This window comes from Paraburkholderia aromaticivorans, assembly GCF_002278075.1.
Lineage (GTDB): Bacteria > Pseudomonadota > Gammaproteobacteria > Burkholderiales > Burkholderiaceae > Paraburkholderia > Paraburkholderia aromaticivorans.
Genome location: NZ_CP022989.1, coordinates 3,293,417 through 3,319,300 on the forward strand (window position 1 = coordinate 3,293,417; position 25,884 = coordinate 3,319,300).

Genomic DNA, 25,884 nt, shown 5'->3' on the forward strand with positions numbered 1-25,884 from the left:
GGCGCAATCCTACCAAGATGCGCGGCGCGGGCCGATTTTTGTCGCGCCGGCGCGTCGTGGGCGCGTCGCCAGCCGCCAAACCGGCGCGGCCTGCCCGCAACAATCGAGGCCCACTATAATGTCGCCAATTCCGACAAGAGGTGCTTCATGATCATCAAACCGCGCGTGCGTGGCTTCATCTGCGTTTCCACCCATCCGACCGGCTGCGAGGCCAACGTCAAGGAACAGATCGAGTACGTCAAGGCACGCGGCCCCATCGCCAACGGCCCGAAGAAGGTGCTCGTGATCGGCGCATCCACGGGCTATGGCCTTGCCGCCCGCATCAGCGCGGCATTCGGCTCCGACGCCGCCACCCTCGGCGTGTTCTTCGAGCGCGCCGGCAGCGAAACCAAGGCGGGCACCGCCGGCTGGTACAACACCGCGGCCTTCGAGAAATTCGCCACGGAACAAGGCCTGTACGCGACGAGCATCAACGGCGACGCCTTCTCCGACGAAGTCAAGCAGCGCACCATCGAGATCATCAAGCGCGATCTCGGTCAGGTCGACCTGGTCGTCTACAGTCTCGCCGCGCCCAAGCGCACGCATCCGAAGAGCGGCGAAGTGTTCAGCTCGACGCTCAAACCGGTCGGCCGTGCCGTGAATCTGCGCGGCATCGACACGGACAAGGAAGTCATCAAGGAAACCGTGCTCGAACCGGCCACCCAGGAAGAAATCGACCACACCGTCGCGGTGATGGGCGGTGAAGACTGGCAAATGTGGATCGACGCCCTGCTCGAAGCCGGCGTGCTCGCCGACGGCGCGAAGACCACCGCCTTCACCTATCTCGGCGAAAAGATCACGCACGACATCTACTGGAACGGCTCGATCGGCGCGGCCAAGAAAGACCTCGACCAGAAGGTGCTCGGCATTCGCGGGAAGCTGGCGGCCAAGGGCGGCGATGCGCGCGTTGCCGTGCTCAAGGCGGTCGTCACCCAGGCGAGCTCCGCGATCCCGATGATGCCGCTGTATCTGTCGCTGCTCTTCAAGGTCATGAAGGAAAAAGGCACGCACGAAGGCTGCATCGAACAGGTCTACGGCCTGTACAAGGACAGCCTGTACGGCGCCGCGCCGCATCAGGACGACGAAGGCCGTCTGCGCGCGGACTACAAGGAACTCGATCCCGAAGTGCAGGACCGCGTGCAGGCGCTCTGGAATCAGGTGACCAACGACAATATTTACGCACTCACCGATTTCGCCGGCTACAAGACGGATTTCCTGCGCCTGTTCGGCTTCGAGATCGCGGGCGTGGATTATGAAGCCGACGTTAATCCGGACGTGCAGATTCCGAAGCTCGTTCAGGTTTGAAGCTCGGGTTTGAAGCTCGCTCGGGTTTGAGTGCCGGCTTAACTTCAGGCTTAACTTCGGGCTTAACTTCGGGTTAGACAGGCGGCGGGGCCCAGGATGCCCCACCCGAACCACGCCGCCCGGTCGATCTCAGCAGGGAAACGCGCCCTGCAGCGAACGGAGTATCGCGAGGCCGATCGGAAAGTCGTCCGAAATGCTCGGGTGGTTGTTGAAGAACTCGTCGAGCAACGGGTAGACGTTCTGGTTGCCGATGGAGAGATTTTGCGGCGGGCAGAAAAGCGGCGGACGCTTCTTCGAGACCTGGTCGCCGTTCGCCCAGCCGAACGCGTTGATCGTGCCGGTGATGTACGCCGCGTAGACCGAGTTGTTATCGGCATGCGCCCATTTTTTGTACTGGGCGGCCGTCATCTCGGCGCTCGCGTTCAGAGTGAAACACGCTGTCAATAACGCCAGCGCAACTTTCGATACCCGCATCGTGGAGCCTTCAATCGGTGTCGCAAAAGCGGCCATTGTAGGCGACTCCGGGCGCGCCGCGCAGAAGCGCTCGCGCAGGCAGGAATCCGTAAGCATTCGCACACGGTGTTTGTAAGCGGCACGGGTGCACGCAAGCGTCTTTGGAGGGCGTGCGGCGTTACGGTGTGCCGTTGCGGCAATAGGTTCGGTAACCTTCGCGCGCGGCGAGACGCGCCATATACGCCGCGACCGCGGGTAAATCGCCATGCCGCAACGGCGTTTCCAGCCAGCGGTTGATGGACAGCGCGATCGGAATGTCCGCGAGCGAAAACGCGTCTCCCGCGATAAACGCGCCGGTTTTTTCCAGTTGACCTTCGATGACGGCCATCTGCCTCGCCCAGTTTTCACAGGACAGATCGATCTGCCGCGCGTCCTGGTGGGCCGGAGAATGCCTGACGAGCGCCATGAAGGCATAGCTCCAGGCGCGGTTCAGTTCGCTCGCCTGCCAGTCGATCCATTGATCGCAGCGGGCGCGCTCGCGGGAATCGACCGGATACAACGACTCGCCGTGAAAGCGGCCGGCCAGATAGCGGATGATCGAGTTCGACTCCCACAACACGAAGTCGCCGTCCTTGATGACGGGGACCATCGCGTTGGGATTAAGCGCGACAAACTCCGGCGCACCGGTCGAGCGAAATCCCGAGCCCCAGTCCTCCTGTTCGAATGGAAGCGCGAGCTCCGCACAGGTCCACAAGACTTTGCGGACGTTGATGGACGAGGTCTTGCCGAGGATCTGCAGCATGGGTTCGAAGTGTAACGACGGTTCGCCGGAACGGACAGGCACGGTTTGCGTCGCGGGCACCGGGCCAGCCCGTTCAGTGCGACGCGACGAAGATCGAGCCTGGCGCGGGCGGCGGAATGGCGAAGGTTCTGCGCATCCGCCCGGCCTCCTCAACCGGCGTGCGGCCGAACAGCCGCTTGAACTCGCGGCTGAACTGCGAAGCGCTCTCGTAGCCTACCTGCACGCACGCTGACGCCGCCGTCACCTCGTTTCTCACCATCAGAAGGCGCGCCTGGTGAAGCCGCGTCGACTTCAGATATTGCATCGGCGAGGTGCGTGTCACCGCCTTGAAGTGCGAGTGCAACGTGGGCACGCTCATGTTCGCTTCCAGCGCGAGTTGCCCGACGTCGAGCGGTTCGCGATAACACGCGTGAATCTTGCGGATCACCCTGGCGATCCTGGCGAACTGGCCTTGTGCGGTTAGCGCTGCGCGCATCGATCCGCCCTGCTCGCCGGTCAGCACGTGGAAGTAGATTTCGCGCACCAGCGCCGGCCCCAGCAACTCCGCCTCCAGCGGCACGCTCATCGCTTCCAGAAAGCGCAGCACCGTGGCGCTCAGCTTGGCATCGAGCGGCGTCGACATCATGCCGCGCGGCTCGGCCGGCACGCCCGCGTCGCGCTCGTCGAGTTGCAGCATCAGATCGGCGGCGACCTTGAAGTCGAGGCGGAAATAGATCGCGAGCAAAGGCTTGGCCGCGCTCGCTTCGGTTTCCATCGAGAACGGCACCGGCACCGAGACGGCCAGATAGTGCTGCGCGTCGTAGACGTAGACCGTGTCGCCGAGAAAACCCCGTTTGCGTCCCTGGCACACGATCACCAAGCCCGGGTCATACAGCACGGGCGTGCGGCTGAGCGGCCGGTTGGAGCGCAAAAAACGCACGTCGGGCAAGACGGTGAGGTTGTAGCCCTCCACCGGCGCGAGATTTTCGAGCAAGGCCACCATGCGTTGCCGCGCGCCCGAATCACCGTGCTTGAGATTCATTCTGGTCCCTGTGAGCGTGGCGGATCAGATTGCAATGTGCCACCGTCGCGCCCGAAAATCCATCCGCTCATAGGAATAGGCAATCACCGCAGACGAACCGGCATTCGCGCCCGGCTGCGCCGCGCCTACCATTCCGTCCTGTGCAGGCTAGTGTCGAAGCCGTGCGCTTTCGTCCGAAGGCGCCGTGCGACGACCGACCCAATAAAGGAGTGGATCACCATGAGCAAAACGTTTCTGATCACCGGCGTCAGTTCCGGCTTCGGCCAGGCATTCGCGCAGGCGGCGCTCGACGCGGGCCATACCGTCGTCGGCACGGTGCGCAATGAAGCCGCGCGCAGCGCGTTCGAGGCGCTAGCCGCCGAACGGGCCCACGCCATCGTGCTCGACGTGACGCAATTCAATGCCATCGCGCCCGCCGTCGCGGCGATCACGCAAACCGCCGGGCCGATCGACGTGCTCGTCAACAACGCCGGCTACGGGCACGAAGGCACGCTGGAAGAGTCGCCACTCGACGATCTGCGCCGGCAATTCGACGTCAACGTGTTCGGCGCGGTGGCGATGATCAAGGCCGTGCTGCCCGCCATGCGCGAGCGCCGCTCGGGACACGTCATCAACATCACGTCGATGGGCGGCTTCATCACGATGCCCGGCATTGCGTACTATTGCGGCAGCAAGTTCGCGCTCGAAGGCATCACCGAAACGCTGGCGAAGGAAGTGGCAGGCTTCGGCATCAAGGTGACCGCGGTCGCGCCCGGCTCGTTTCGTACCGATTGGGCCGGCCGCTCGATGGTTCGCGCAGGCCGCAGCATCTCCGACTACGACGCCCTCTTCGACCCGATCCGCGAAGCGCGCGAAACGAAGAGCGGCAAGCAGGCCGGCGACCCGCGCAAAGCCGCTCAGGCGCTGCTCGCGATCGTCGCCGCGAACAATCCGCCGGTGCATCTGCTGCTCGGCAACGACGCGTTCGATCTGGTGAAAACGAAACTGGCCGCACTGGGCGCGGAGATCGACGCGTGGGAAGCGCTGTCGCGTTCGACCGACTTCGCATGAAGCCATGATGCCCGTGCGTGAGCGAGAATGAGCGAACCGGAACGGTTCAACTCAGGACGCGAGGCAGACGGCAACGCCGGCAACCGGTCCGGCCATCACGCACAACAGGGGTATCAGACGATGTCGAAGAAGGATTGGGAAGCGAAGCAGTACGTGTTGTTCGAAAACGAGCGCACTCGTCCGGTCAGGGATCTGCTGGCGGCCGTGCCGGCAACGGACGTGAAGACCGCGGTGGACATTGGCTGCGGACCCGGCAATTCGACTGAAACGCTCGCCGCTCGCCTGCCGGGCGCGGCGGTCAGCGGCATGGACAGTTCGCCCGACATGATCGAGGCGGCCCGCAAACGCCTGCCGCAATTCCAGTTCGACGTGAGCGACATTTCCACGTGGGACGCGCCGGGACCATACGATCTGATCCTCGCCAACGCGGTGCTGCAATGGGTGCCGGACCATGAGCGGCTGTTTCCGGCGCTCGTGGCGAAGCTCGCGCCGGGCGGCAGCCTCGCCGTGCAGATGCCGGACAATCTGGACGAACCCGCGCACCGCCTGCTGCGCGAAATCGCTGCGGACGGCCCGTGGGCGCCCACGCTCAAGGGACTCGAGCGCACCGTGCGGTACGGCGCCGGCTGGTACTACGCGTTGCTCGAGCCGCTGTGCGCGCGTGTCGACGTATGGCGCACCGTCTACCACCACCCGCTTGCGGGCGGCGCGGACGCGGTGGTCGAATGGTTCAAGGGCAGCGCGCTGCGGCCGTTCCTCGCCGAACTCGACGACGCCGGGCAAACCGCCTTCCTGCAGCGATACCGGGACGCGATCGCCGCAGCTTATCCTGCGCTCGCCGACGGCACGGTGCTGCTGCCGTTTCCGCGGCTGTTCATCGTTGCCACCCGCTAGCTCCGCAGGGCCGCGAGCGGCGGCCTGTGGTGCCGGCGCGCCAGGGTACGTCAGGAATTGCCGCGCTTGAATTGTGCGTGATATTGTTCAATGAAAGCGGAGGACGGCGGCTCGCCGTCCTCACCGGAACGCAATTTACAGCAGCGAGCGTCGCCATGAGTGATGTACGCCATCATCTGAGTCCACGTGACCGTTTGGAGCTGTTGTGCTGGCTCACATGCGGAAGTCTTGGCGCTTATTACCTGAATGAGGATTGGCCCGACGCGGCGTTTCATGTGCAGGCCGCGCATAAATGGCTCGACCGCCGCGCGCGCGAGGCCGACTGGTTGAGTGTTGCGAAGCTCTCCGCTACCGCGGTTGAGATTGCGCGGCGGCATGCGCAGTTTATCGAGGCCGATTGGGCCAGAGATGCGGTCGAGGAGATTCTGGATACGGATGAACTCGATCCTCAAGCCAGGCTTGTGCGGCAGGTGATTGCGGATTGCCAGAGTGCTTTGGCGGATAAGCGGCTGGCGGATTAGTGCTCGATCGCGGGTATATCGGTAACGCGCTGGTCACTGCACTCACCGCACTCCCTGCGAGGCGGGATTTCGTTCTGTTTTTTGCATATCGGTGGGCGCCGGTCCACTAGCATTCGGGCCCGCAGGAGGTCAAAGGGAGAAAACCCCGCCTGCTCAAGCCTGCCCCTGTTCGTGGACCAGCCAAACCATTCGATCACACCGCGGAGCGGCGCGCTAGGGTTGTGTCGAAATTTGACGAATCTGCCGTTCTCTCGTCAGAACAGAACCGCTATACCCTCTCTTATTTCAGATTCCGGTCCGGAATCTGAATATCGAATCAGTATTCGAAAGCGCCATTGCTCGCGCCTTTCCGTCGACTCGTATCTCTCCATAATGCAAATCGCATAGCAAAAATCAAGACCACCTCGACGACCTGATCTTTCGCGATAGTTTTGCAGATGTTTCTGAAACCCTGAAACTGGGCGCTTCTTTCATGATTGCAACACGCGCTAAAAAAGCGCCCGAGCGGTGAACGACTGTTGCGTCAGCGACGCCCTCAGATCCGAATTCTGCACAGCCTCGGAAATGGAAATGAACATGAAATTAAATCCTCTCCACATTACGATTTGGGTTGCCACGGCTGCAGCAGCTTTTTTATTGGGCGGCTATTTAACCAATATCCACGTCAATGCAAGGGGTGCTGACAATAGCCGCCCGGTCATCCGTGGCAATGAAAATTCAGATTATAATAATTACGTTGCCCTGCGAATTAATCCTTACGACGAATCGGCTCCCATTTACAGTGAATTCAACGACTATCGAAAATGGTTGTTAAATAACAAGGATATAAAGGCTGTAAATGACGCAGCAGATCCAATGGGTTTGATGATGTTATCTGGTCAACTGGCGGCGAAAGGAATGCCCCGTTTGCCAACGGACTTACTTGAGCAACGATTTTCATCTGTTAAGAAGATATTGCCGTCGCTGGACAACCATATCTGCGCCACGTTAATAAAGGGAAACTTTGATGCTACGGAGTTTGCGGCGCAGTCGGTTCCGAAAATGAACTCATTTAATTCAGAAGAAGCGAAAGCATGGTTTTCTGTTGGTAGAGCCGCGATCGAGGCGCAACTACATCGGTCACCGATCATCGTCCTTTCCACTGAAGACGCAACGCGAGGTATTGTCAAGATAGCCAAATCAATGTATGCGCCACAATCCAAGGAATTTATTGCAAGTTTGACGGGACTGAAGACGGCGTCTGATGAGGAAGCCTGCGCGACGGTGCGAATCCTTTACTCGCGAGGTAACTCTTTACCCGAACCCTATCGCGGGTATATCGCAAGAATGTTGCTCACCGGGGATGATGGAAATGAAAAAATTTAACAATTAATTTCAGGAAAATTCAATGACACCTCCCATTTGTCATTTTTATCTCCGCCATGTTGTGGCCTTGCTTGTCGCTACCGTCGCCGCGTTTTCTCTTGGATGCCTTTTCACCACAAACTATCATGCCAAGACGCCGGCCAGCGAAAACAAGAATATCTACCGCCGAACTGGCGAAGCCGATGTCGATGAATCCGCCGCGTCAGACAATCCGTATTCGCCGTCCTCACCCATGCGCCGTGAATATGATGAATTTCGAAAATGGGTATGGGAGAATAAAAAAATAGTCGCGCTCAGTCCTTCAGGAAATCCGCAAGATCTATTAGACCTTTCAGGCACACTGGAAGCCAAGGGGGTGTCTAAAATATCAACAGAACTGCTGGAGCAACGCCTTTCATCGGTAAATAAGATAATAGCGTCTCTGGATGCTCATACATGCAGTACGCTCATAAGAGGAGGGTTCAACCTCTCGGAGTTCACGATCCAGGCCTTTCCGGTAATGAACTCGTTCGATGAAGGCGAAGCGAAAGCCTGGATCCAGGTTAACAAGGCTGCCATCGAAGCACAACTAGCCGGCTCACCAAATATCGTGTTATCGACCGAGGACGCAACGCTAGCCATTATAAAAATAGCAAGACTATCGAATGCATCCCAATCGAAAATATATTTTAGTGGGCTCGCCGGTTTGAAGACGGCGAGCGACGAGGATGCATGCGCGACGGCCCGCACGCTTTATTCAAAAGGAAATGCGCTGCCGGAGCCTTATCGGGGACACATAGCGAGACTGCTCCTTACGGGGCGCAATGGGAATGAAAAAATTTATCAGTCAGAGTAATGACAATATTTCCCATATAAATCTTGATTACTTTCCACGGATTGACCCGGCAAATCAGGACTATCTAATAATTCGCTCCTTTTTTGTTATTCGATTACCTCGACCGGGTAATTAATGCGGGCATACCGACGGCCGGCACTATGTAGACAGCGACGGGAGTCGACGTGATGTCATGGAAAAGATTGGGCAACCGTTGTCCGACTCAATCTGCGGTGTAGGCGCTCCGCGCCCTTGCGTGCGTGTGCGCATCGCCTGATAAGCACTGACAATTCCTGGCTCTATTGCAGATGTTTCTGATAGACGGCCGTGCGGCATTTTCTGGATCATCTCTGCACACACCCAAAAAACGCGCTCGAACGATAAATTAGGGGCTTGCTCAATCCTCCGAAAGGCGCGCAGCGAGTGATCGGACTACAAAATGAAATCAGCGACGAAATTCCTATTCGGTACTGCAGTAGTCATCTGTACCACGGCGGTATTTTTTCGTGGTTCGCATCCGGCGCCAGAGAATGCTGTAGAAAAGACACCGGTCGCCTCTGCCACGACGAATTCTTTTTCGACATCATCGGCCGCGTATCGCGAGACGGTGAACTTCAATCAATGGCTTGCGCAAAACAAGAAACTTGAGAGTGCCCGCAATTCCACGAGTCCTGCGGACCAAATCAATCTAGTCGGTCGGCTGGGCGCGGAAGGAATGGCTCGGCTTCCAACCGCTGTACTTGAGGCGTACATGCCGTTAATGAAGAAAATACTGGATGGATTGAACGACAAGGAATGCAGCGACTTCGTAACAGGAAGAATGTCAATAACTGACTTCAGTTCTCGTACATTCCCGCTCCTTGAGTCGCTAACCGATGCTGAGAGGAAGGCATTTTTTTCTATTACCAAGTCGGCGATCAATGCTCGACTCGACAATCTGCCGTTTGTCCCCGTGTCACAGGAAAACGCCAAAGAGGCGCTCCTCAAGGTCGCGGCATCGCTTCCAGCAGATGAGTCGAAGGCATTTTTGCATAACCTGATCAATTTAAGGACTGCAAGCAATACAGATACATGTGCGACCGTGCGGACGATGTTCTCCAAAGGAGTACTGCTGCCTGAGCCGTTTCGAGGAAACCTGGCTAGATTAATTCTCTCTGGAAAAGACGGGCGTGGAAATTTTTGAGCACGCCCAAGCAGCGCGGTCGAGCCACAATTAACCCTCCTCTCCATGCTACGCATCTAAAGACACGATAAGACACGAATGAAATTGACGACAAGATTCCTGCTCAGTGGCGTTGTGATTGTCTGTGCCGTGACGGTTTTTTTTCATGGCTGCCCTCTTGCGCCTAAGCGACACACTGAGAAAACGGAGCGGAGTGATTCTACGTTACGGACTATTCCGTTCTCGAAGTCATCGCCGGTCTATCAAGCGGCCAAAGAATATCGCGAGTGGCTGTCTGGAGATAAAAGCTTTGCAGAAAAAGCCGGTGGACTAAGTTTGGCTGATAAGTTTCTGCTCTCCAGCCGCTATATCGACAAAGGGGCGGCCCGCTTGCCAACTGCTCTTCTGGAGGAGCGTCTTTCGTCTGTTAGCAAGATATTGGCGTCATTGGATACTTACACCTGTGGCAGGTATTTGAAGGGGGAAATGCCCTACTCGGAGTTCGAAAACCGTATCTTTCCAGTGATGGAATCGTTCAGCGAAGCCGAATCTAAAGCATGGTTCACCGTCAATAGGGCTGCGATCGAGGCACAGTTGAATGGATCACCAATTATTGTTCTGTCAGCCGAAGACGCGAAGCGAACCATCCGAAAACTGCTGAGCTCGATGTATGAACCTCAATCAAAGGAGTTCCTTGCCGCGCTGGGTAGTCTAAAGACCGCCGATGACGATGATGCTTGCCGGACGGCCCGTGTTCTCTATGTCCAGGGAAATTCTCTACCAGAACCTTATCGTGGATACATGGCGAGAATGCTTTTGACAAGAGACGAAGGGCGTGAAGAACCTTGATGGTGGGCGGTACCTGAAATAAATTCGAAGGCGGTTTTAGCATAGCCTTTTCATTTGCAAAAACATAACGAAAATACTTTCTATGACCGAAACCAATTTAATTGCTAGTTATTTCGGGCCAATATCCGATTCGATATCAGGAATGGTCAGTATCGGCACAACCGCCGCGGGAGGAGGGAAAACCGATTTAGTGCAGGCGGCGGTATCCTATGGAGCGGTAATCATTTCCGGGCAATCGGTTATCACCGATAACAATTATCTCGGGAAGCTTAGTACGGTCATCGGCTCAGGCAACGCGGCGTATACGCTCATTAATAGCTTTCCAACACAGCTGCGGACGATGTCTACGTCCATAGACTATTACAACGAGGCAGTAGCGTCCGGCAACCAGGGAGCGATCAGTTCAGCGGGTCAAGCGCTAGTGCGCGACGTTGCGACTGTTATTAATACCATGGGAGCGACGATTGCGAGTGTCGCCGATGCGCTGGCTTCAGCAGGCATAGTCAGCTCGGCAGCCGCAGCTCCTGTGATAAGTCTCGGCCTGTCCGTCTCGGCTGCGGCAGGATTATTCGTACTGACCGCCACCAATGCGGTAGTGGACGCAGTGAAATCGGCTGCGGCCGAAATCGGCAGCCTGCTTGACGCTATCAACTCGCAGTCAGGCACGGCCGGCATGGGAGGGGCGGGAGGGTCGGGAGGATCAGGTGGATCTGGCGTCGGACATCCGGGAGGCTCTGACGCCTCCCCGCCCGAGTCGGGCGCAGGTGGCGGCGCCCTGGGCAAATACGACGGCCCTCCGTTGGACTCCACCAGCCCATTAGTTCTCGATCTGACTGGCTCAGGAATTAACCTGACACCACTCAATACAAGCGCTCCTTACTTCGATCTGAACAACGATGGTTTTGCCCGTCAGACCGGCTGGATTGGCGCGGGCATGGGACTGCTCTGCTTTGACCCGGACGACCGGGCCATCACAAATATTACCCAACTATTTGGCAACGAAACCACTGACGGCTTCGACATCCTGCGCAAGCTCGACGCCAATCACGACAACATCATCAATGCGTCCGATCCTGCCTTCGCAAGCCTGCGGGTGTGGATCGATACCAACGGGAACGCGACCTCTGATCCAGGCGAACTCTACACACTCGGCCAGCTTGGCATCGCCTCCATCAATCTGAACAACACGGTGGTCAGCGAAAGCATCGCGGGTAACAGGATCAGTTCCGTCAGCAGCTTTACGTTGACCGACGGCACCACTCACGAAATCGCCGACGCGTGGTTTACCAACAGCACGATGAACACCAGGCCAGTCACACCCGTCGAGGTGACGGCAACCGCGGCCACGCTCCCACAACTGGCAGGTGCGGGAACATTGCGGGACCTGCGTTCGGCCATGTCGCTCGACCCGGCCTTGCAGAGTCTGGTGCAGGCCTTCGTTGCACAACCCTCCGGTACATCGACCTCCAGTATCGAGGCAGCGGCACAGGCCATTCTCTTTCAGTGGGCGGGGGTAACTTCGCTCGCCCCCGCATCGCGGGGTGGCTCGATTGACGCGCGGCACCTTGGTTTCGTGGAACGGTACCTGGGCAAGTCGTTCAACTCAACCGGCGACGGCGTGAACCCCGGAATCCGGGCATCGAGCTACCTGGAGCAAAGCTGGAACGATCTGTTCGATGCGGCGCTCGCGCGCCTTGTTCTGCAATCGCCGCTGGCGGCCAGTGTCGCGCCTGAGTTCAGATATGACGCTTCCACTGATACGGTCCAGGCAACTGCGACATTTGCGCCAGCCCTCGGGGCGGCTCTCCAACGGCTCGGTACGCTCACTCCTGCGAACCTTGCTTCATGGGACCTGCTATTACGCGTCGCAGACGCAGCCCGATTCGACATGGGCATGTCCACGTCGTTATTCGAGAAATACGTTGCCGCTGCGACAAACGACACTATTGCCTCGGTTGCGAATGCCATCGCAGCCGGGCTGCAGATCAGTTTTGACAGTTCCGGGCGCATTCAGGAAACGGGCAGCACGATCTACCACGACTTCTACGCAGGCCCGGGAGTCAGCGTGCTGATCGGCAATCGCGCAGGCAACGACCCAAGCGGCACGCTGCCTGGGCATGACGTCTTCCACTACTCCGCTGGTGATGGTGTCGTGGAAATTCGTGAGAGTGATCCGAACTCCAGCAAGCCTGCCAATACCCTCCAGTTTGGTCCAGGAATTGATCCATCATCAATCAGGGCAAAGGTGCTTGCCAACGGTGACATGGTATTGACCGACGGCGTGGCAGGTGACCAGATCACATTGAAGGGTGAATTCCGCGACGCCGGCGCGGGTGTCCAGTTCGTACAATTTGCCGACGGCACGACTTGGACGAAATACCAACTGATCCAGGCTGCTGCGCTCTCTGGCACAGCGGGCAATGACAAGCTGTACGGGACCAGCAATGCAGAAGTGTTCGACGGCAAGGGCGGCAACGATTTCGTTCAGGGCGGCGGCGGAGGCGACACGTTCCTGTTTGATGCGGGCTACGGGAAACTCGAAATTTCTGAGGCAGACAACGGCAGCAATCCCTACAACGTACTCGCATTCGGGCCGGGCATCAGTGCCTCATCCGTCTCCGTGCGCACGAACAGCAACTCAGGCATTGTATTGACCGATGGTATCGCGGGCGACCAGATTACCCTTGACCTGGCCATGCTCCTTTATAACAACGGCGTGCAGGCAGTGCGCTTTGCCGACAACACGGTCTGGACACAGCAGCAACTGCTGCGCATGGCAACAACCGGTACGGCGGCAGACGACAAAATCTACGGAACCAACCATTCAGAAGTGTTCGACGGCAAGGGTGGTAACGACTATATCCAGAGCCAGGGCGGTGGCGACACGTTCATCTTCAACGCGGGCTACGGGAAGCTGGAAATATCGGAATATGACTCGGGTAAAACACCCAACAACGTGCTGCAATTGGGCGCGGGAATCAGCACGTCATCGGTTTCAGTGCGCACATCGGGCAAGAATCTGGTGCTCACGGACGGCATAGCGGGCGACCAGATCACGCTCGACTCTTTCATGTACGGCAGTTCCTACGGCGTGCAGCAAGTGCAGTTTGCCGACGGCACGACATGGAGCAGGCAGCAGTTGCTCCAGATGACACCCGCGCTCACTGCGACCCGCGCCGATACACAGGTGGACAACCTGATCGCGGGTATGGCGTCTTACGGCGTGGAACCCGCGGCCAGTTCGCAGACGCCCTACACGGTCCAGCAGCAGCCCCAGGTCATGCTCTCAGCAAACCTGCACTGACGCTCCTTTCCCCGCTGCCCACGCATCCGCGGCTTTCTGCCTCGCGGATGCGAATTCACCTGCATCCCTTGAACGCTCCCGAACTCAAACAGCCGGTGCATGATCCAGCGCTCGCATGTCTCGTCATCATCGCGCGGTTTCATGGCGTGGCCGCTGACGCTGCGCAGTTGAGCCATGCCGCCGCCCGCAACGGTGAACCCTTCGACAATGACGCGCTGATACTGGGTGCCCGCTCAATCGGCCTGAAGGCTACCCAGGCGCCCCTACGAATCGACCGTCTCGACCGGACACCTTTACCGGCGCTTGCCTTCGACAGGGACGGCAGGCACTTCATCATCGCACGATGCGACGGCAAAACTGTCTTCATTCTTGAGGCCGACGCTCCCGCTCCGACAGTGGTGTCGTTCGACGCGCTCACGGTCCGCACTACCGGGAAAATGTTGCTATTCGCGTCCCGTTCCTCGCTTGCCGGTGAACTTGCGCGCTTCGATTTTTCCTGGTTCATTCCAGCGATCATCAAGTACAGACGACTTCTGCTGGAAGTGCTCGCCGTGTCGCTGGTGCTGCAGATTTTCGGGCTCGTTTCGCCACTGATGTTCCAGGTAGTGATGGACAAGGTTCTCGTGAACCGTGCCTACAACACGCTTGCCGTTGTAGGCGTCGCGCTTTTCGTAAGTTCGACCTTCGAAGTGCTGCTCACGGGCCTGCGCAATTTCACTTTCTCGCACACGACCAACCGGATCGACGTTGAGTTGGGCGCACGCCTGTTCCGTCATCTGCTGGCGTTGCCCTTGCCGTATTTCGCGGCCCGACGCGTGGGCGATACGGTGGCCCGCGTGCGTGAACTGGAGACTATCCGCAACTTCCTGACCGGGCAGGCGCTGACCGCTGTCATTGACCTGGTATTTTCGTTTGTGTTTCTCGGGGTGATGTGTCTCTACAGCGTACGGCTCACGTTGATCGTCGTGGCGTCGTTGCCGCTCTATGCCTGCGTTTCCGCCGCACTGGTGCCTGCCCTGCGCCGCCGTCTGAACGAGAAATTCGCGCGCGGTGCGGACAACCAGTCGTTTCTGGTCGAGACTGTTTCCAGTATCGAAACGGTCAAGGCAATGGCCGTCGAGCCGCAGTTCATCAGGAGATGGGAAACGCAGCTCGCCGCTTATGTCGCATCGGGGTTCCGGGTGACGGCGCTCGGCAACGTGGGGCAGCAGCTTATCCAGTTCACCGGCAAGCTGGTCACGCTCGCAACGTTGCTGCTGGGCGCGAAGCTGGTCATCGATGGGCGGCTGACCGTGGGCCAACTGATTGCGTTCAACATGATGTCGCAGCATGTCGCCTCGCCCGTCCTGCGTCTCGCACAACTCTGGCAGGATTTCCAGCAGATCGGCATTTCAATGGGTCGCCTGGGCGACATTCTCAATACGCGCAACGAACTGGCGCAGAGCCGCCAGGCGCTCCCTGCGCTGGTTGGCAATATCCGCTTCGAGAACGTCCGTTTCCGCTACCGGCCCGACGGCCCACCCGTTCTCGATGACCTGTCGCTCGACGTGCGCGCCGGCGAGGTGGTCGGCATTGTCGGCCGCTCCGGTTCCGGCAAAAGCACGCTCACCAAACTGCTGCAACGGCTTTACCTGCCCGAACAGGGCACCGTGCGAATCGACGGCATCGACCTTGCGCTCGCCGAGCCTGCATGGCTGCGCCGACAGGTTGGCGTGGTGCTTCAGGAAAACGTCCTCTTTAACCGTTCTATCCGCGAGAATATCGCGCTGACCGATCCGGGCGCACCACTTGAACTTGTGATGCGCGCGGCAACACTGGCCGGCGCGCATGAATTCATCTGCGAGCTACCGCAGGCGTACGACACGCAAGTCGAAGAGCACGGCGGCAACCTGTCGGGCGGCCAGCGCCAGCGCCTCGCGATTGCGCGGGCGTTGCTCACCAATCCGCGCATTCTGATTTTAGACGAGGCAACCAGTGCGCTCGACTTCGAAACCGAGCGCGTCATCCAGAACAATATGCGTGCCATCTGTGCGGGGCGAACCGTCATTATTATCGCTCACCGCCTGAGTGCGGTAAGACACGCGGACCAGATCATCGCAATGGACAAGGGGCGGATTGTGGAGCGTGGCGCGCACGACGCTTTGCTCGCGCACGGCGGCTATTACGCCCACCTCCTCTCTCTGCAAAACAGTTGATGATGCGAGTCCATCTTGAGGCAATCGCCGATCTGATACGTCGATACTCGGCCGTGTGGCGGGCCGGGTGGTCGATCCGCGGCCAGCTGGATGCGCCGGAAAAGCTCGGATACGAACTGGCTTTTCAGCCTGCCCACCTCGAACTGGTCGAAACGCCCGTTCATCCTGCGCCTCGTTGGGCAATGCGCATTCTGGTGATCCTCGCCATGTTGATCCTGCTGATCGGTATCGTTGGCCGACTCGATATCGTCGTGACGGCAAAAGGCAAACTCGTTCCCAACGAGCGCGTCAAGATCATCCAGCCGGCAATTACCGGCGTTGTGCGGCAGATTCTGGTTCGTGATGGGCAACGCGTGAATGCGCAACAGGCATTACTGGTTCTCGACGCGACACAGGCAGCGGCTGATGCAGACAAGGCCCGCTCGTCGCGGATCGATGCAGCCCTCGCGTCCGCCCGCGCCACGGCACTATTCGATGCAGTCAAAACGGGACGTGTCCCGGCGCTGCGTACGGTGGATGGTGCATCGTCAGAGCAACAATCTCAGGCACAGCATTTCGCCGAAGGACTGTACAGGGAGTACGCGGACAAACTCATGGCGTCGCAAGCCGAACTTCTCAAGCGGGAAGCCGAACTCGCGACGACCCGCCAGGAAGTGGCGAAGTTGCGCGCAACCGCACCGCTGGCACGTCGTGAGGCCAATGACTACCGATACCTTGCGCGCGACCAGTACGTCGCGCAACACGACTATCTGGGCAAGGAACAGTCCGCATTGGAACAGGAACACGAACTCGCCGCGCAGCAGAGCCGTGCACGCGAACTGGCTGCGGCGATAGTCCAACAGCGGGCGGCGATCGGACAGACGACCTCGCAATTCGCGCGTGAACAGCTCGATGTACTCGACAAGGCCCGGCAGCAGTTTGCGCAGTACAGCGCCGACGAAACCAAGGCCGTGACGCGACAGAGCTTGATGACGCTCTACGCGCCGGTTTCCGGCACCGTCGAGCAGCTTGCTGCGCACACGCCCGGCGGAGTCGTGACGACGGCACAATCGATCATGGAAATCGTGCCGGACGACGCGGTGGAAGTCGAAGCAAGCATCGAAAACAAGGACGTGGGATTCGTGAATGTCGGGCAGGATGCCATCGTCAAGATTGAGGCCTTCCCTTATACCCGCTACGGCTACCTGACCGGTAAGGTCACGTCGGTATCGAACGACGCAGCGCAGAACCGGGACCGGAAACTGGGCCTGACTTTCACAGCACACATTCGCTTGCCGACCAACCAGATCCAGGTTGATGACAAACCGGTCAGACTCACGCCTGGCATGGAAATCACGGCAGAAATAAGGACCGGGCACCGCAGTGTGGCGGCGTATTTTCTTGACCCGCTGATGCAGACGGCCGGTAAGAGTCTGCATGAACGTTAAATTCACGAGCGGCGCGAGCCGCCGCTACATTCACGCGCTGCGGGCGTTGATATGGCTATCGGTTCTGGGTGTCGCGCCGGGTACCGTGAAGGCCATCGATGTTTTTCGCACCGACACCTTGGTTCCGCGCACACCTGCGAGTACATTCGCAAACGACGCCGCCTATCCCTGCCAGTTCGGCCAACTGGAGATGCCGCTCCATCTGGCCGAAGCGGTGAATCGTGCCCTGTGTGAAAACCCGGCAACGCGGGAAGCCTGGGCGAATGTGAAGGTGCAGGCCGCGGCGGTCGGTGTGGCGAAGTCGGCCTATCTTCCGACCCTGACAGCGAACTTGCAGGACGTGCGCGATCACACGGCGACAAACGTGAGTGGTTATCCCCGCCTGAGTTCGGCAAATCGCTCGACGGCATATTCCGGCTCGATCTCCGCGAACTGGGTGCTGTACGACTTCGGGGGCAGGAAAGCCGCGCTCGCCAACTCGCAGGCTCTGCTCGCAGCCGCGCGGGCCAACCAGGACGCAACCTTGCAGACGGTCTTCGCCACTGTCGCGACAGACTACTACGCAGCACAGGCGGCAGCCGGCAAGCTGGCCCTGGCAGAAGACGCGGAAAGTATCGCCTATGACAGCTTTACTGCCGCGTCGGCACGCGTGGCCCACGGCGTCGCGGCGATTTCCGACCAGTTGCAAGCCCAGACTTCCTACGCACAGGCAACGTTTAACCGTGCAAAAGCCGAAGGCGATTTGCAGACCGCGTTGGGCACGCTTGCCTCAGACATGTTTCTGGCGCCGGATCAGCCTGTCACCATGCCGGCGGCCGACGATGGCGTGGTGCCGGACCAGGACGCCACGGCATCGATCTCCAGCCTGATTGAAGAAGCTCAAAGCATCCACCCTGCTATTGCGGCCGCCAGAGCGAAGCTCGACGCGGCGATTGCCGATGAACAACGGACGCGCGCCGAAGGGCTGCCGAATCTGAGTCTGATTGCGAAATACAGCCAGAATAACCAGCCCGCCAGTCTGGGGCTCGGACAGCCTGAATTCGCCGCAACCGGGCGCGACGGGTATATCGGCGTGCAGTTGCAGATTCCATTGTTCGAAGGGTTGAGCCGCACGTACAAAGTACGTGCGGCTCAAGCCCAGGCGGAAGTGCAGGCGGATTCGCTCGACGAAGCACGACGGCAGATCGCGCTCGACGTGTGGAAGAGCTATCAGGCGTTGCAGACGAACATAAAGAGCGTGAGCAACACCGCTACCTTAAAACAGATTGCACAGCGTTCTTTTGAAGTTGCAAAGCGCCGCTATGCGGTGGGCGTGGGGAGCATTCTGGAATTGCTGAACGCACAGAAGGCGCTTTCCGAGGCCAGACAGCAACGCATCCAGGCGCTGACCGACTGGCGCGTGGCACGGCTCCGACTGGCCGCGAAGATTGGGCGTCTGAATGCCGGCGATTTGCCCACGGAACACAGTCCGACGCACTAGTCAGGTCTGCCGCGGCTGCATGGTTGCTTGGCTGTACGCCGGCCGATTCGCTCACCCGAGCATCCCACAAAAGCCCGATGCGAGCGTCTGAAGATTTCGCCCTACTTCTCCTCCCCCTCGCGACTCTTGAACAGCCGCGCGCTCGACAGAATAGCAAGCGCGATCGCCACGCTGAGAATCGCCGTAGCTTCACGCCCCAACCCCGCCGCCACGCCGACGCCCGCGCTCAACCACAAGCTCGCCGCCGTAGTCAGACCGCGCACCTCGCGCTCCGCACTGAGCTTGATGATCGCGCCCGCGCCGAGAAAACCGACTCCGGACACGAGGCCTTGCAGCACCCGGCTCATATTGTCCTGCGAGAAACCCGCCTGCAGCGGCACGACCACGAACAAGGCCGCACCGACCGACACCATCATGTGCGTGCGCATGCCGGCGTCGCGCCGCGACAGCTCGCGCTCGAAACCGAGTATGCCGCCAAGTATCAACGCGAGCCCGAGGCGCATCAGCACCTCGGTGACGTCGGCCACGCTGCCGAGATCGGAAAATTCCGCCCGGGCGGTTGTCCACACCACGTGCCACCAGTCATTCATTACATTTACCTGACGCCTCGGAAAACGCCAAGCATACGACAATACTGCCGCACTGCGTGTGTCATCCCGCCGACGTCTTCTTCACGAACGCGCTCACCACGGCCTCCAGCTCTTTCGTGATCGTCGTCATCACGCCGGCCACCACGGCAAACTCCCGCCCGGTCACCTGCGCGCGGCTCGCCACGATCTGCCCGTTAAACGAGACGATGTGCGCTTCCTTCGCGATCGCCTTGATCCGCTCGATCAGTTGCTGTTGTTCTTTCTTCTGCAGGCGCGCGATACGCCGGCTTTCCTGCTCGTAGACGGCCGTGACGCCATGCAGATGCGCGAGCAACGGATCGACGCAAACGACCAGCGCCTTGAGCGCCTCGTCCGCGCGCGGCGACGCGCGTCCGATCGCCTCTAACGCAGCCGAAGCCAGCGCGATAAAGTCGGCGATCTTCGCGGCCACTTTCTCACTGCCATGAAATGCTTCGCGCAGCGCCGTTGAAAATAGTCCGGGCAAGCCGTCGCGACCTTGCGTCAGCGCCGTATGGCTGTCGGCAAACGCGTTCAAGGTGTCGCGCGCGACCGCCAGCGCGCCGTCGAATTGCTGGAATGCGAGCATCGCTTTCAACACGATGCGCTGCGAGAGCATCCGTTGACGCCCCGCGATATTGATCAACGAGCTCATCACCTCGCTGGAGACTTCCGTGTCGGACGTGTGTGCGTGAACCCGTTCTGTCGTGATGCTCATGTCGACTTCTAATGATTATGGCCGGCCCCGTCGCGCGGCCCGGCCACCGCGTCGATGATGCGAAGGCCGGGTCGAAAGCGTGACTGCGTTACTCCGTTGCGTGCGCGTGCATCACACCGGAGTGCATCGACCACGCCATCCACGGACGGCGCAGCGCGACGATCGCGACGAACGCACAAGCCGCCAGCGCGCCGAACGTCGCAAAGCCCATCTGATAACTGCCCGTGCTTTCCTTGGCGATCCCCATCACGACCGGCAGGTAGAATCCGCCTATGCCGCCCGCCGCGCCGACAATGCCCGACATCAGACCCGTGCGGCCGGCCCAGCGATGCGGCACCAGTTGGAAGGTCGCGCCGTTGCCGAGACCGAAGGCCACGTACAGGCACAGCAACAGCGTAATGCCACCCGCCATGGAAGGCATGGCCGCGGCGAACACGAAGTCGCACAGCGAGATGATCGCGAGCAGGAAGGTCAGCGCGCGCACGCCGGACACCTTGTCGGCGATCAGGCCGCCGAGCGGGCGCACCATCGCGCCGGTGGCGGCGAGCAGCGCCATGAAGAGACCCGCGTCGATCTTCGAAAGCTGATAAAGGTTGGTCAGAAGCAGCGAAACATACGAGGACATGCCGACGAAACCGCCGAACGTAATGCTGTACACCAGCATGATCGCCCACGTGTCACGCTCTGCCAGCACCGCGCGATAGCGCTTGGGCAGCACCGCGATGGCCAGCAATGCGCCGATCACCGGCAACAGCAGCACACCGGTCTTGCCCGAGCCGAACATGCCGGCTTCGACCAGCAGCACCAGCACGATCAGTCCGGCCAGCGTCACCGCGAAACTGCCGAATGCGCGCAGCGCGCTGCCCGATTTCACGCCGGAATCATTGGCCCAGAAATAGAGCGTGATCGCCGCGATGGCGAGCAACGGCAGTGCGCCGCCGGCCGCCATCTGCCAGCCGTAGTGCGTGGCCAGTTGCGGGAACAGGAAACCGTCGAGCACCGCACCGATATTGCCGGCGGCGGCGAGGCCCAACACGAGGCCCTGCACCTTCGGCGGATAGTTGCTGCCGGCCATCGGCAGCGCCACGGCGAAGCTCGCGCCGCCGACGCCGAGAAACACGCCGAGCACAAGCAGCATCGTGTACGACGGCACCGACGGCATCAACGGCAGCACGATGGTCGGCACCGCCGACAACAGCACGCCCATCAGCGCAATGCGCTTGCCGTGCGCGGACTGATACAGGTTACCGAGCGTGACCCGCAGAATCGCGGCCGACAGCACCGGCACCGCGACCAGCAGACCTTGTTGCGCGGGCGTCATCGCGATGCTCTTGCTGATGAACGGCGCGAGCGGCCCATACAGGACCCAGACGGTAAAGCCAGTGTCGAAATAGAGGAAACACGCCACCAGCGCGCGCCAGTCCCCACTCTTTAGGGAGCTCATCACATTTTTCATCAGATATCCTCACAAAACTGATTTTTCGACTATCCGGCGGATTGCGCCACGCGCCACGCACCGGAATGATCACGATGTTGATAACCGGGATGAACATGCAACCTCCATGCCATGCGGCTCCGTCTTTTGAAGCTTCACTGCGTACTCTTTGAAACCTTGAAACGGCGAGCGCATTCGCCGCTCTGAAAACCGTGCCGCCATCAATAAACGTCGCGTGCGTAGCGTTTTTCCTGCGCGAGACGGCTCACATATTCGAGCGCCTTTTCGTCGCTCATGCCGCCATGCCGCGCCACCACTTCCTTGAGCGCCGCATCGACATCCTTCGCCATCCGGTTGGCGTCGCCGCATACGTAGAAATGCGCACCTTCTTCGAGCCATGCCCACAATTGCGCACCCTGTTCGCGCATGCGGTCCTGCACGTAGACCTTTTCCGCCTGATCGCGTGAGAAGGCGACATCGAGCCGGGTCAGCACGCCGCTGTCGCGCATCGATTCGAGTTCGTCGCGATAGTAGAAATCGGAGGCGGCGTGCTGCTCGCCGAAGAACAACCAGTTTCGCCCCCTGTCGCCGCGTGCACGCCGCTCGTGCAGAAAGCCGCGAAACGGTGCAACGCCGGTGCCGGGACCGACCATGATCATCGGCGTGTCTGAACTGTGAGGAGGACGAAAGTGTGCGGACTTCTGCACGAACACGGGCACATTGACGTCGCCTGCGCGGTCGGCGAGAAAAGTCGATGAGACGCCCTTGCGATGACGGCGGCCATTGCTGTAGCGCACCGCGGCAACGGTCAGATGAACCTCGCCGGCATGCGCTTTCGGGCTCGACGCGATCGAATACAAACGCGGTTGTAAACGCTTGAGCATGCCGGTCAGTTCGCTTGCCGTGAGGCGCACTGGAAACTCGTGCAGCACGTCCGCGATCTGCTGGCCCCACAACCACTGTTTGAGGTCGGCCTTGCGTTCCGGCGCCAGCAGATCGCGCAGCGCGCCGTTGTTGCTGCGTGTGGCGACGAACGCGAGCAGATCCGGATTCGGTCGCGCGATTTCGTAATGCTTGCCGAGCGCATCGACCAGACGCATCTCGCCCGCGCCCGCCACGTTCACCGCCGCGTCGGCGCTCAAACCGCTCAGGTCGATCAATTCGTCGACCAGTTCGGGACAGTTGCTCGGCCACACGCCGAGCGCGTCGCCTGCTTCGTATTCGAGACCCGAGTCGCCCGTGTGCAGCGAGAAGTAGCGCGTGTCTTTCGCCGCGCCCTGCTTGTTCAGACGCAGATTGCTGACGAGCCGCGATGCGGCCGGCCGCGTCTTGCTCGGCACGGTGCCCGGCACCACCGCGTTGACCATGCCGCCCGGCGGTACGGCGTACAGAGCGGCATCCTCTTCCTTGATGCGCACGATGATGCGCTCGAGCCACGCATCCGCGCTTTCCTGATACTCGCTATCGCAATCGACGCGCTCCATTAACCGCAGCGCGCCTTGTTCGGCCAGCCGCTCATCGAGCCGGCGGCCGTGGCCGCAAAACTGATCGTAGTTGCGATCGCCGAGCGCGAGCACCGCGAAGCGCACGCCATCGAGCCGAGCCGCGCCCTCGCCGTTCAATTGCGTCCAGAAGCTTTGGGCGTTGTCGGGCGGATCGCCGTCGCCGAACGTGCTGGTCATCAATAAAACGTATTGCGCTTTGGCAAGGGTCGCGGCCGGGTAGTCCGCCATGCACGACGTGCGGATTTCGAAGCCCGACTCCATCAAACGCGTGGCATAGGCTTCGGTGAGCGACTCGGTGTTACCGGTTTGCGAGGCCCACAGCAAGGTGACCTTGGGCCGCGCGCGCACGATCCGCACGCCGGACGCGTGCGATGCCTCCGCATGCGGCGCCGCCGTCGAAGGCGCGGGAAGCGCCGCGCTGCGGCTGTAGAGACCGGCTAGCAAGCCGTCCACGTAAAGGCGGCTGGTCGTATCGAACGGCGCGTTGCCTGGCAGAACCGGCGCGCTGTCGATTCCTCGCGCTGCTTCCGCCGATCGCAGGCCGCTGACGAAGCCGGAGAGGTAGGCGCGCTGCTGTTCGGTGAACGAGGGCGCGGGTGTCGCCGGCAACTGCAACAGGCTGGTGAGTGCATTGATACGGGGCATATCCAGATCCTCGGCGCTGGCCGATACGGTGTTCCGCGGCACCACGTTCGCGGCGACTGCAACGGAGGCATCGTCATCGTTCAGAAACGGTTCCACGCGCTCGGCCGTCACCGGACTTAGCGCAACTGCGCAGAACTTCAGTTCGGGCTGCTGGGACACCGGGTCGACGGCATCGCTCGTGACGGCGTTGATGCAAAGGTCGTCGCCGAACACATCGTTCCAATGCATCGGCGCGAAGCAGTTGCCCGCGCTCACACGTTCGGTCACGACGGCCGGCAACACCGCGCGGCCACGGCGCGAACGGATCTCCACCGGATCTTTTTCCTTGATGCCGAGCGTGGCGGCATCTTCGGGATGAATCTCGACGAACGGACCCGGGTTCAGTTTGTTGAGCATCGCGACCTTGCCGGTCTTCGTCATGGTGTGCCATTGATGCTGCAAGCGGCCCGTATTCAGCACGATCGGAAATTCCCGGTCCGGCGTTTCGGCCGGCGCCGCGTACGCGCGCGCAAAGAACTTCGCCTTGCCGCTCGCGCTCGGAAAGACGAGCCGCGCACGGCTGCCGTCCGGCTGTTCCTTGAGTGCCTGGCTCACGCCGTCGTTGAGGTAGCGAACCGGATTGCGCTCGGCGCAATCGTCCGATGCAAGCGGCCATTGCAAAGTCGTTTCCTTCAAACGGCGATGGCTCGCGCCGCGCAGGTCGTAGCCGGTTTGCGGATTCGACGCGCGGGTGATCTCCGCGAACACTTCCTCGGCGCTCGTATAGCTGAAGGCCTCGGCGAAGCCCATCTCGCAGGCGATGCGCGCGATGATCTGCCAGTCCGGCAGAGCGGCGCCCGGCGGCTCGATGCCCTTTTGCATCAGCGTGAGATTGCGCTCGGAGTTGATCATCACCCCTTCGGCTTCGGCCCACAGCGCGCCGGGCAGTAGCACGTCGGCGTAACGGTTGGTCTCGGTATCGAGGAAGGCATCCTGTGCGATCACGAGTTGCGCCGCGCGCAATCCATCGATCGCGTTCTGACGATTCGCCACGCTCGCGACCGGGTTTGTACAGATGATCCAGCACGCCTTGATCTCGCCCGCCGCCATGCGCGTGAACATATCGATCGTGCCGCTGCCGACCGCGGGCTTGAGCGTGCCCTTCGGAATGCGCCACAGGTCTTCGATAAACGCGCGGTCTTCTTCGACGAGCACCGAGCGCTGGCCCGGCAAGCCCGGACCCATGTAACCCATTTCCCGGCCGCCCATCGCATTGGGCTGGCCGGTCAGCGAAAACGGGCCGCTGCCGCGGCGGCAAATCTTGCCCGTCGCCAGATGCAGGTTGCAGATCGCGTTGGTGTGCCATGTGCCGTGCGTGCTCTGATTCAGGCCCATGGTCCAGCAGCTGACCCACTCCTTCGCGGTGCCGATCATCTGCGCGGCGGCACGGATATTCTCGACGGCGAGGCCGGTGATTTGCGCCACCTTCTCCGGCGTGTAGTCGGCGAGAAAGGCAGGCATCGCGTCCCAGCCCTCAGTGGCGTCCGCGATGAAAGCGGCATCCGTGTGGCCGTTTTCGTGCAGCAGATGCAGCAGGCCGTTGAGCAACGCGAGATCGGTGCCCGGCTTGATCTGCATGAACAGATCGGCCTTCTCCCCCGTCGTATTGCGGCGCGGATCGACGACGATCAGTTTGGCGCCCGCCTTCACGCGATCCATCATGCGCAGGAACAGAATCGGGTGACAGTCGGCCATATTCGCGCCGATCACGAAGAACAGGTCGGCATGATCGATGTCTTCGTACGATCCCGGCGGGCCGTCCGCGCCGAGCGAGAGCTTGTAGCCGCTGCCCGCGCTCGCCATGCACAGCCGCGAATTCGATTCGATGTTGTTGGTGCCGACGAAGCCTTTGGCGAGCTTGTTGACGAGGTACTGCGCCTCGATCGACATCTGACCGGAAACGTAAAACGACAGCGCGTCCGGCCCATGTTCATCGAGCAGGCCGCGCAAACGCGCCGCCGTAGTGCTGATCGCTTGAGCCATGGGCAACGGCGCCGGATCCTGGCCGCGCGCATGGCGCACGAACGCGCCTTCCAGCCGTCCTGACTTGCGCAACGCGACGTGCGCCGACTGGCCCTTCGTGCACAGCCGCCCAAAGTTGGCCGGATGCTCCTTGTCGCCGGAAATTTTCACGACCTGGCCGTCCTCGACGTGCAGCACCATGCCGCAGCCAACGCCGCAGTAAGGACACACGGTTTTTACGCTAGTGGAAGACATGGCGGCCAGGGTCGTTCGAAAAGGTTTTAGACAATC

Annotated in this window: 19 protein-coding genes; 12 read left to right on the top strand and 7 right to left on the bottom strand. The window is 60.3% G+C overall.

Going from position 1 to position 25,884, the window contains the following annotated elements; all coding sequences use genetic code 11:
* Nucleotides 1-147 precede the first annotated feature (147 nt).
* A complete protein-coding gene (gene fabV / locus CJU94_RS14980) occupies nt 148-1,344 on the top strand; it encodes an enoyl-ACP reductase FabV (RefSeq protein WP_095419353.1) in 1,197 nt (398 codons plus the stop codon).
* A 129-nt stretch (nt 1,345-1,473) separates the two neighbouring features.
* On the opposite strand, the gene CJU94_RS14985 is transcribed toward fabV, so the two are convergent.
* The 3 genes from CJU94_RS14985 to CJU94_RS14995 form a co-directional block, all read right to left on the bottom strand.
* Entirely contained in the window at nt 1,474-1,854 is a 381-nt protein-coding gene (locus CJU94_RS14985) for a hypothetical protein (protein WP_244220841.1), read from the bottom strand.
* A gap of 121 nt (nt 1,855-1,975) precedes the next feature.
* Nucleotides 1,976-2,599 (bottom strand): glutathione S-transferase family protein, encoded by a 624-nt coding sequence (locus CJU94_RS14990; RefSeq protein WP_095420378.1) that lies wholly within the window; start codon nt 2,597-2,599, stop codon nt 1,976-1,978.
* Between the two features lie 73 nt (nt 2,600-2,672).
* Nucleotides 2,673-3,620, bottom strand: a complete 948-nt coding sequence (locus CJU94_RS14995; RefSeq protein ID WP_095419354.1) for an AraC family transcriptional regulator — start codon at nt 3,618-3,620, stop codon at nt 2,673-2,675.
* A 219-nt stretch (nt 3,621-3,839) separates the two neighbouring features.
* Here CJU94_RS14995 and CJU94_RS15000 point away from each other — a divergent pair, with 219 nt between their 5' ends.
* From CJU94_RS15000 to CJU94_RS15045, 11 genes are all read left to right on the top strand, one after another.
* Nucleotides 3,840-4,670: an oxidoreductase gene (locus CJU94_RS15000; RefSeq protein WP_095419355.1), complete on the top strand. Its 831-nt coding sequence runs from the start codon at nt 3,840-3,842 to the stop codon at nt 4,668-4,670.
* Between the two features lie 120 nt (nt 4,671-4,790).
* Nucleotides 4,791-5,564, top strand: a complete 774-nt coding sequence (gene tam, locus CJU94_RS15005; RefSeq protein ID WP_095420379.1) for a trans-aconitate 2-methyltransferase — start codon at nt 4,791-4,793, stop codon at nt 5,562-5,564.
* 155 nt (nt 5,565-5,719) lie between these two features.
* The gene (locus CJU94_RS15010; protein WP_007181921.1) at nt 5,720-6,085 is read left to right on the top strand and encodes a hypothetical protein; all 366 of its coding nucleotides are present in this window, start codon (nt 5,720-5,722) and stop codon (nt 6,083-6,085) included.
* Between the two features lie 576 nt (nt 6,086-6,661).
* Nucleotides 6,662-7,450: a hypothetical protein gene (locus CJU94_RS15015; RefSeq protein WP_244220842.1), complete on the top strand. Its 789-nt coding sequence runs from the start codon at nt 6,662-6,664 to the stop codon at nt 7,448-7,450.
* 22 nt (nt 7,451-7,472) lie between these two features.
* Nucleotides 7,473-8,285 carry a hypothetical protein gene (locus CJU94_RS15020; protein ID WP_095419357.1) on the top strand — a complete coding sequence of 271 codons (813 nt, stop codon included), beginning with the start codon at nt 7,473-7,475 and terminating at the stop codon, nt 8,283-8,285.
* A 418-nt stretch (nt 8,286-8,703) separates the two neighbouring features.
* Entirely contained in the window at nt 8,704-9,447 is a 744-nt protein-coding gene (locus tag CJU94_RS40885) for a hypothetical protein (protein WP_157763753.1), read from the top strand.
* A 78-nt stretch (nt 9,448-9,525) separates the two neighbouring features.
* Nucleotides 9,526-10,275, top strand: coding sequence for a hypothetical protein (locus tag CJU94_RS15025; RefSeq protein ID WP_095419358.1), 750 nt, complete (start codon nt 9,526-9,528; stop codon nt 10,273-10,275).
* 82 nt (nt 10,276-10,357) lie between these two features.
* Nucleotides 10,358-13,579, top strand: a complete 3,222-nt coding sequence (locus CJU94_RS15030; protein ID WP_095419359.1) for a calcium-binding protein — start codon at nt 10,358-10,360, stop codon at nt 13,577-13,579.
* A gap of 47 nt (nt 13,580-13,626) precedes the next feature.
* Nucleotides 13,627-15,774, top strand: coding sequence for a type I secretion system permease/ATPase (locus CJU94_RS15035; RefSeq protein WP_095419360.1), 2,148 nt, complete (start codon nt 13,627-13,629; stop codon nt 15,772-15,774).
* Nucleotides 15,774-17,201: an HlyD family type I secretion periplasmic adaptor subunit gene (locus CJU94_RS15040; protein ID WP_208645320.1), complete on the top strand. Its 1,428-nt coding sequence runs from the start codon at nt 15,774-15,776 to the stop codon at nt 17,199-17,201. Before CJU94_RS15035 ends, CJU94_RS15040 begins: the two co-directional genes overlap by 1 nt.
* Nucleotides 17,202-17,286: 85 nt before the next feature.
* Nucleotides 17,287-18,681, top strand: a complete 1,395-nt coding sequence (locus CJU94_RS15045; RefSeq protein ID WP_244220843.1) for a TolC family protein — start codon at nt 17,287-17,289, stop codon at nt 18,679-18,681.
* A 101-nt stretch (nt 18,682-18,782) separates the two neighbouring features.
* On the opposite strand, the gene CJU94_RS15050 is transcribed toward CJU94_RS15045, so the two are convergent.
* The 4 genes from CJU94_RS15050 to CJU94_RS15065 all read right to left on the bottom strand — a co-directional run bounded on the left by CJU94_RS15050 (nt 18,783) and on the right by CJU94_RS15065 (nt 25,848).
* Nucleotides 18,783-19,271: an MgtC/SapB family protein gene (locus CJU94_RS15050; protein WP_095419362.1), complete on the bottom strand. Its 489-nt coding sequence runs from the start codon at nt 19,269-19,271 to the stop codon at nt 18,783-18,785.
* 61 nt (nt 19,272-19,332) lie between these two features.
* The gene (locus CJU94_RS15055; protein WP_095419363.1) at nt 19,333-20,007 is read right to left on the bottom strand and encodes a type IV pili methyl-accepting chemotaxis transducer N-terminal domain-containing protein; all 675 of its coding nucleotides are present in this window, start codon (nt 20,005-20,007) and stop codon (nt 19,333-19,335) included.
* A gap of 88 nt (nt 20,008-20,095) precedes the next feature.
* The gene (locus tag CJU94_RS15060) at nt 20,096-21,463 is read right to left on the bottom strand and encodes an MFS transporter (RefSeq protein ID WP_095419364.1); all 1,368 of its coding nucleotides are present in this window, start codon (nt 21,461-21,463) and stop codon (nt 20,096-20,098) included.
* 200 nt (nt 21,464-21,663) lie between these two features.
* Nucleotides 21,664-25,848 (bottom strand): bifunctional nitrate reductase/sulfite reductase flavoprotein subunit alpha, encoded by a 4,185-nt coding sequence (locus tag CJU94_RS15065; RefSeq protein ID WP_095419365.1) that lies wholly within the window; start codon nt 25,846-25,848, stop codon nt 21,664-21,666.
* Nucleotides 25,849-25,884 lie beyond the last annotated feature (36 nt).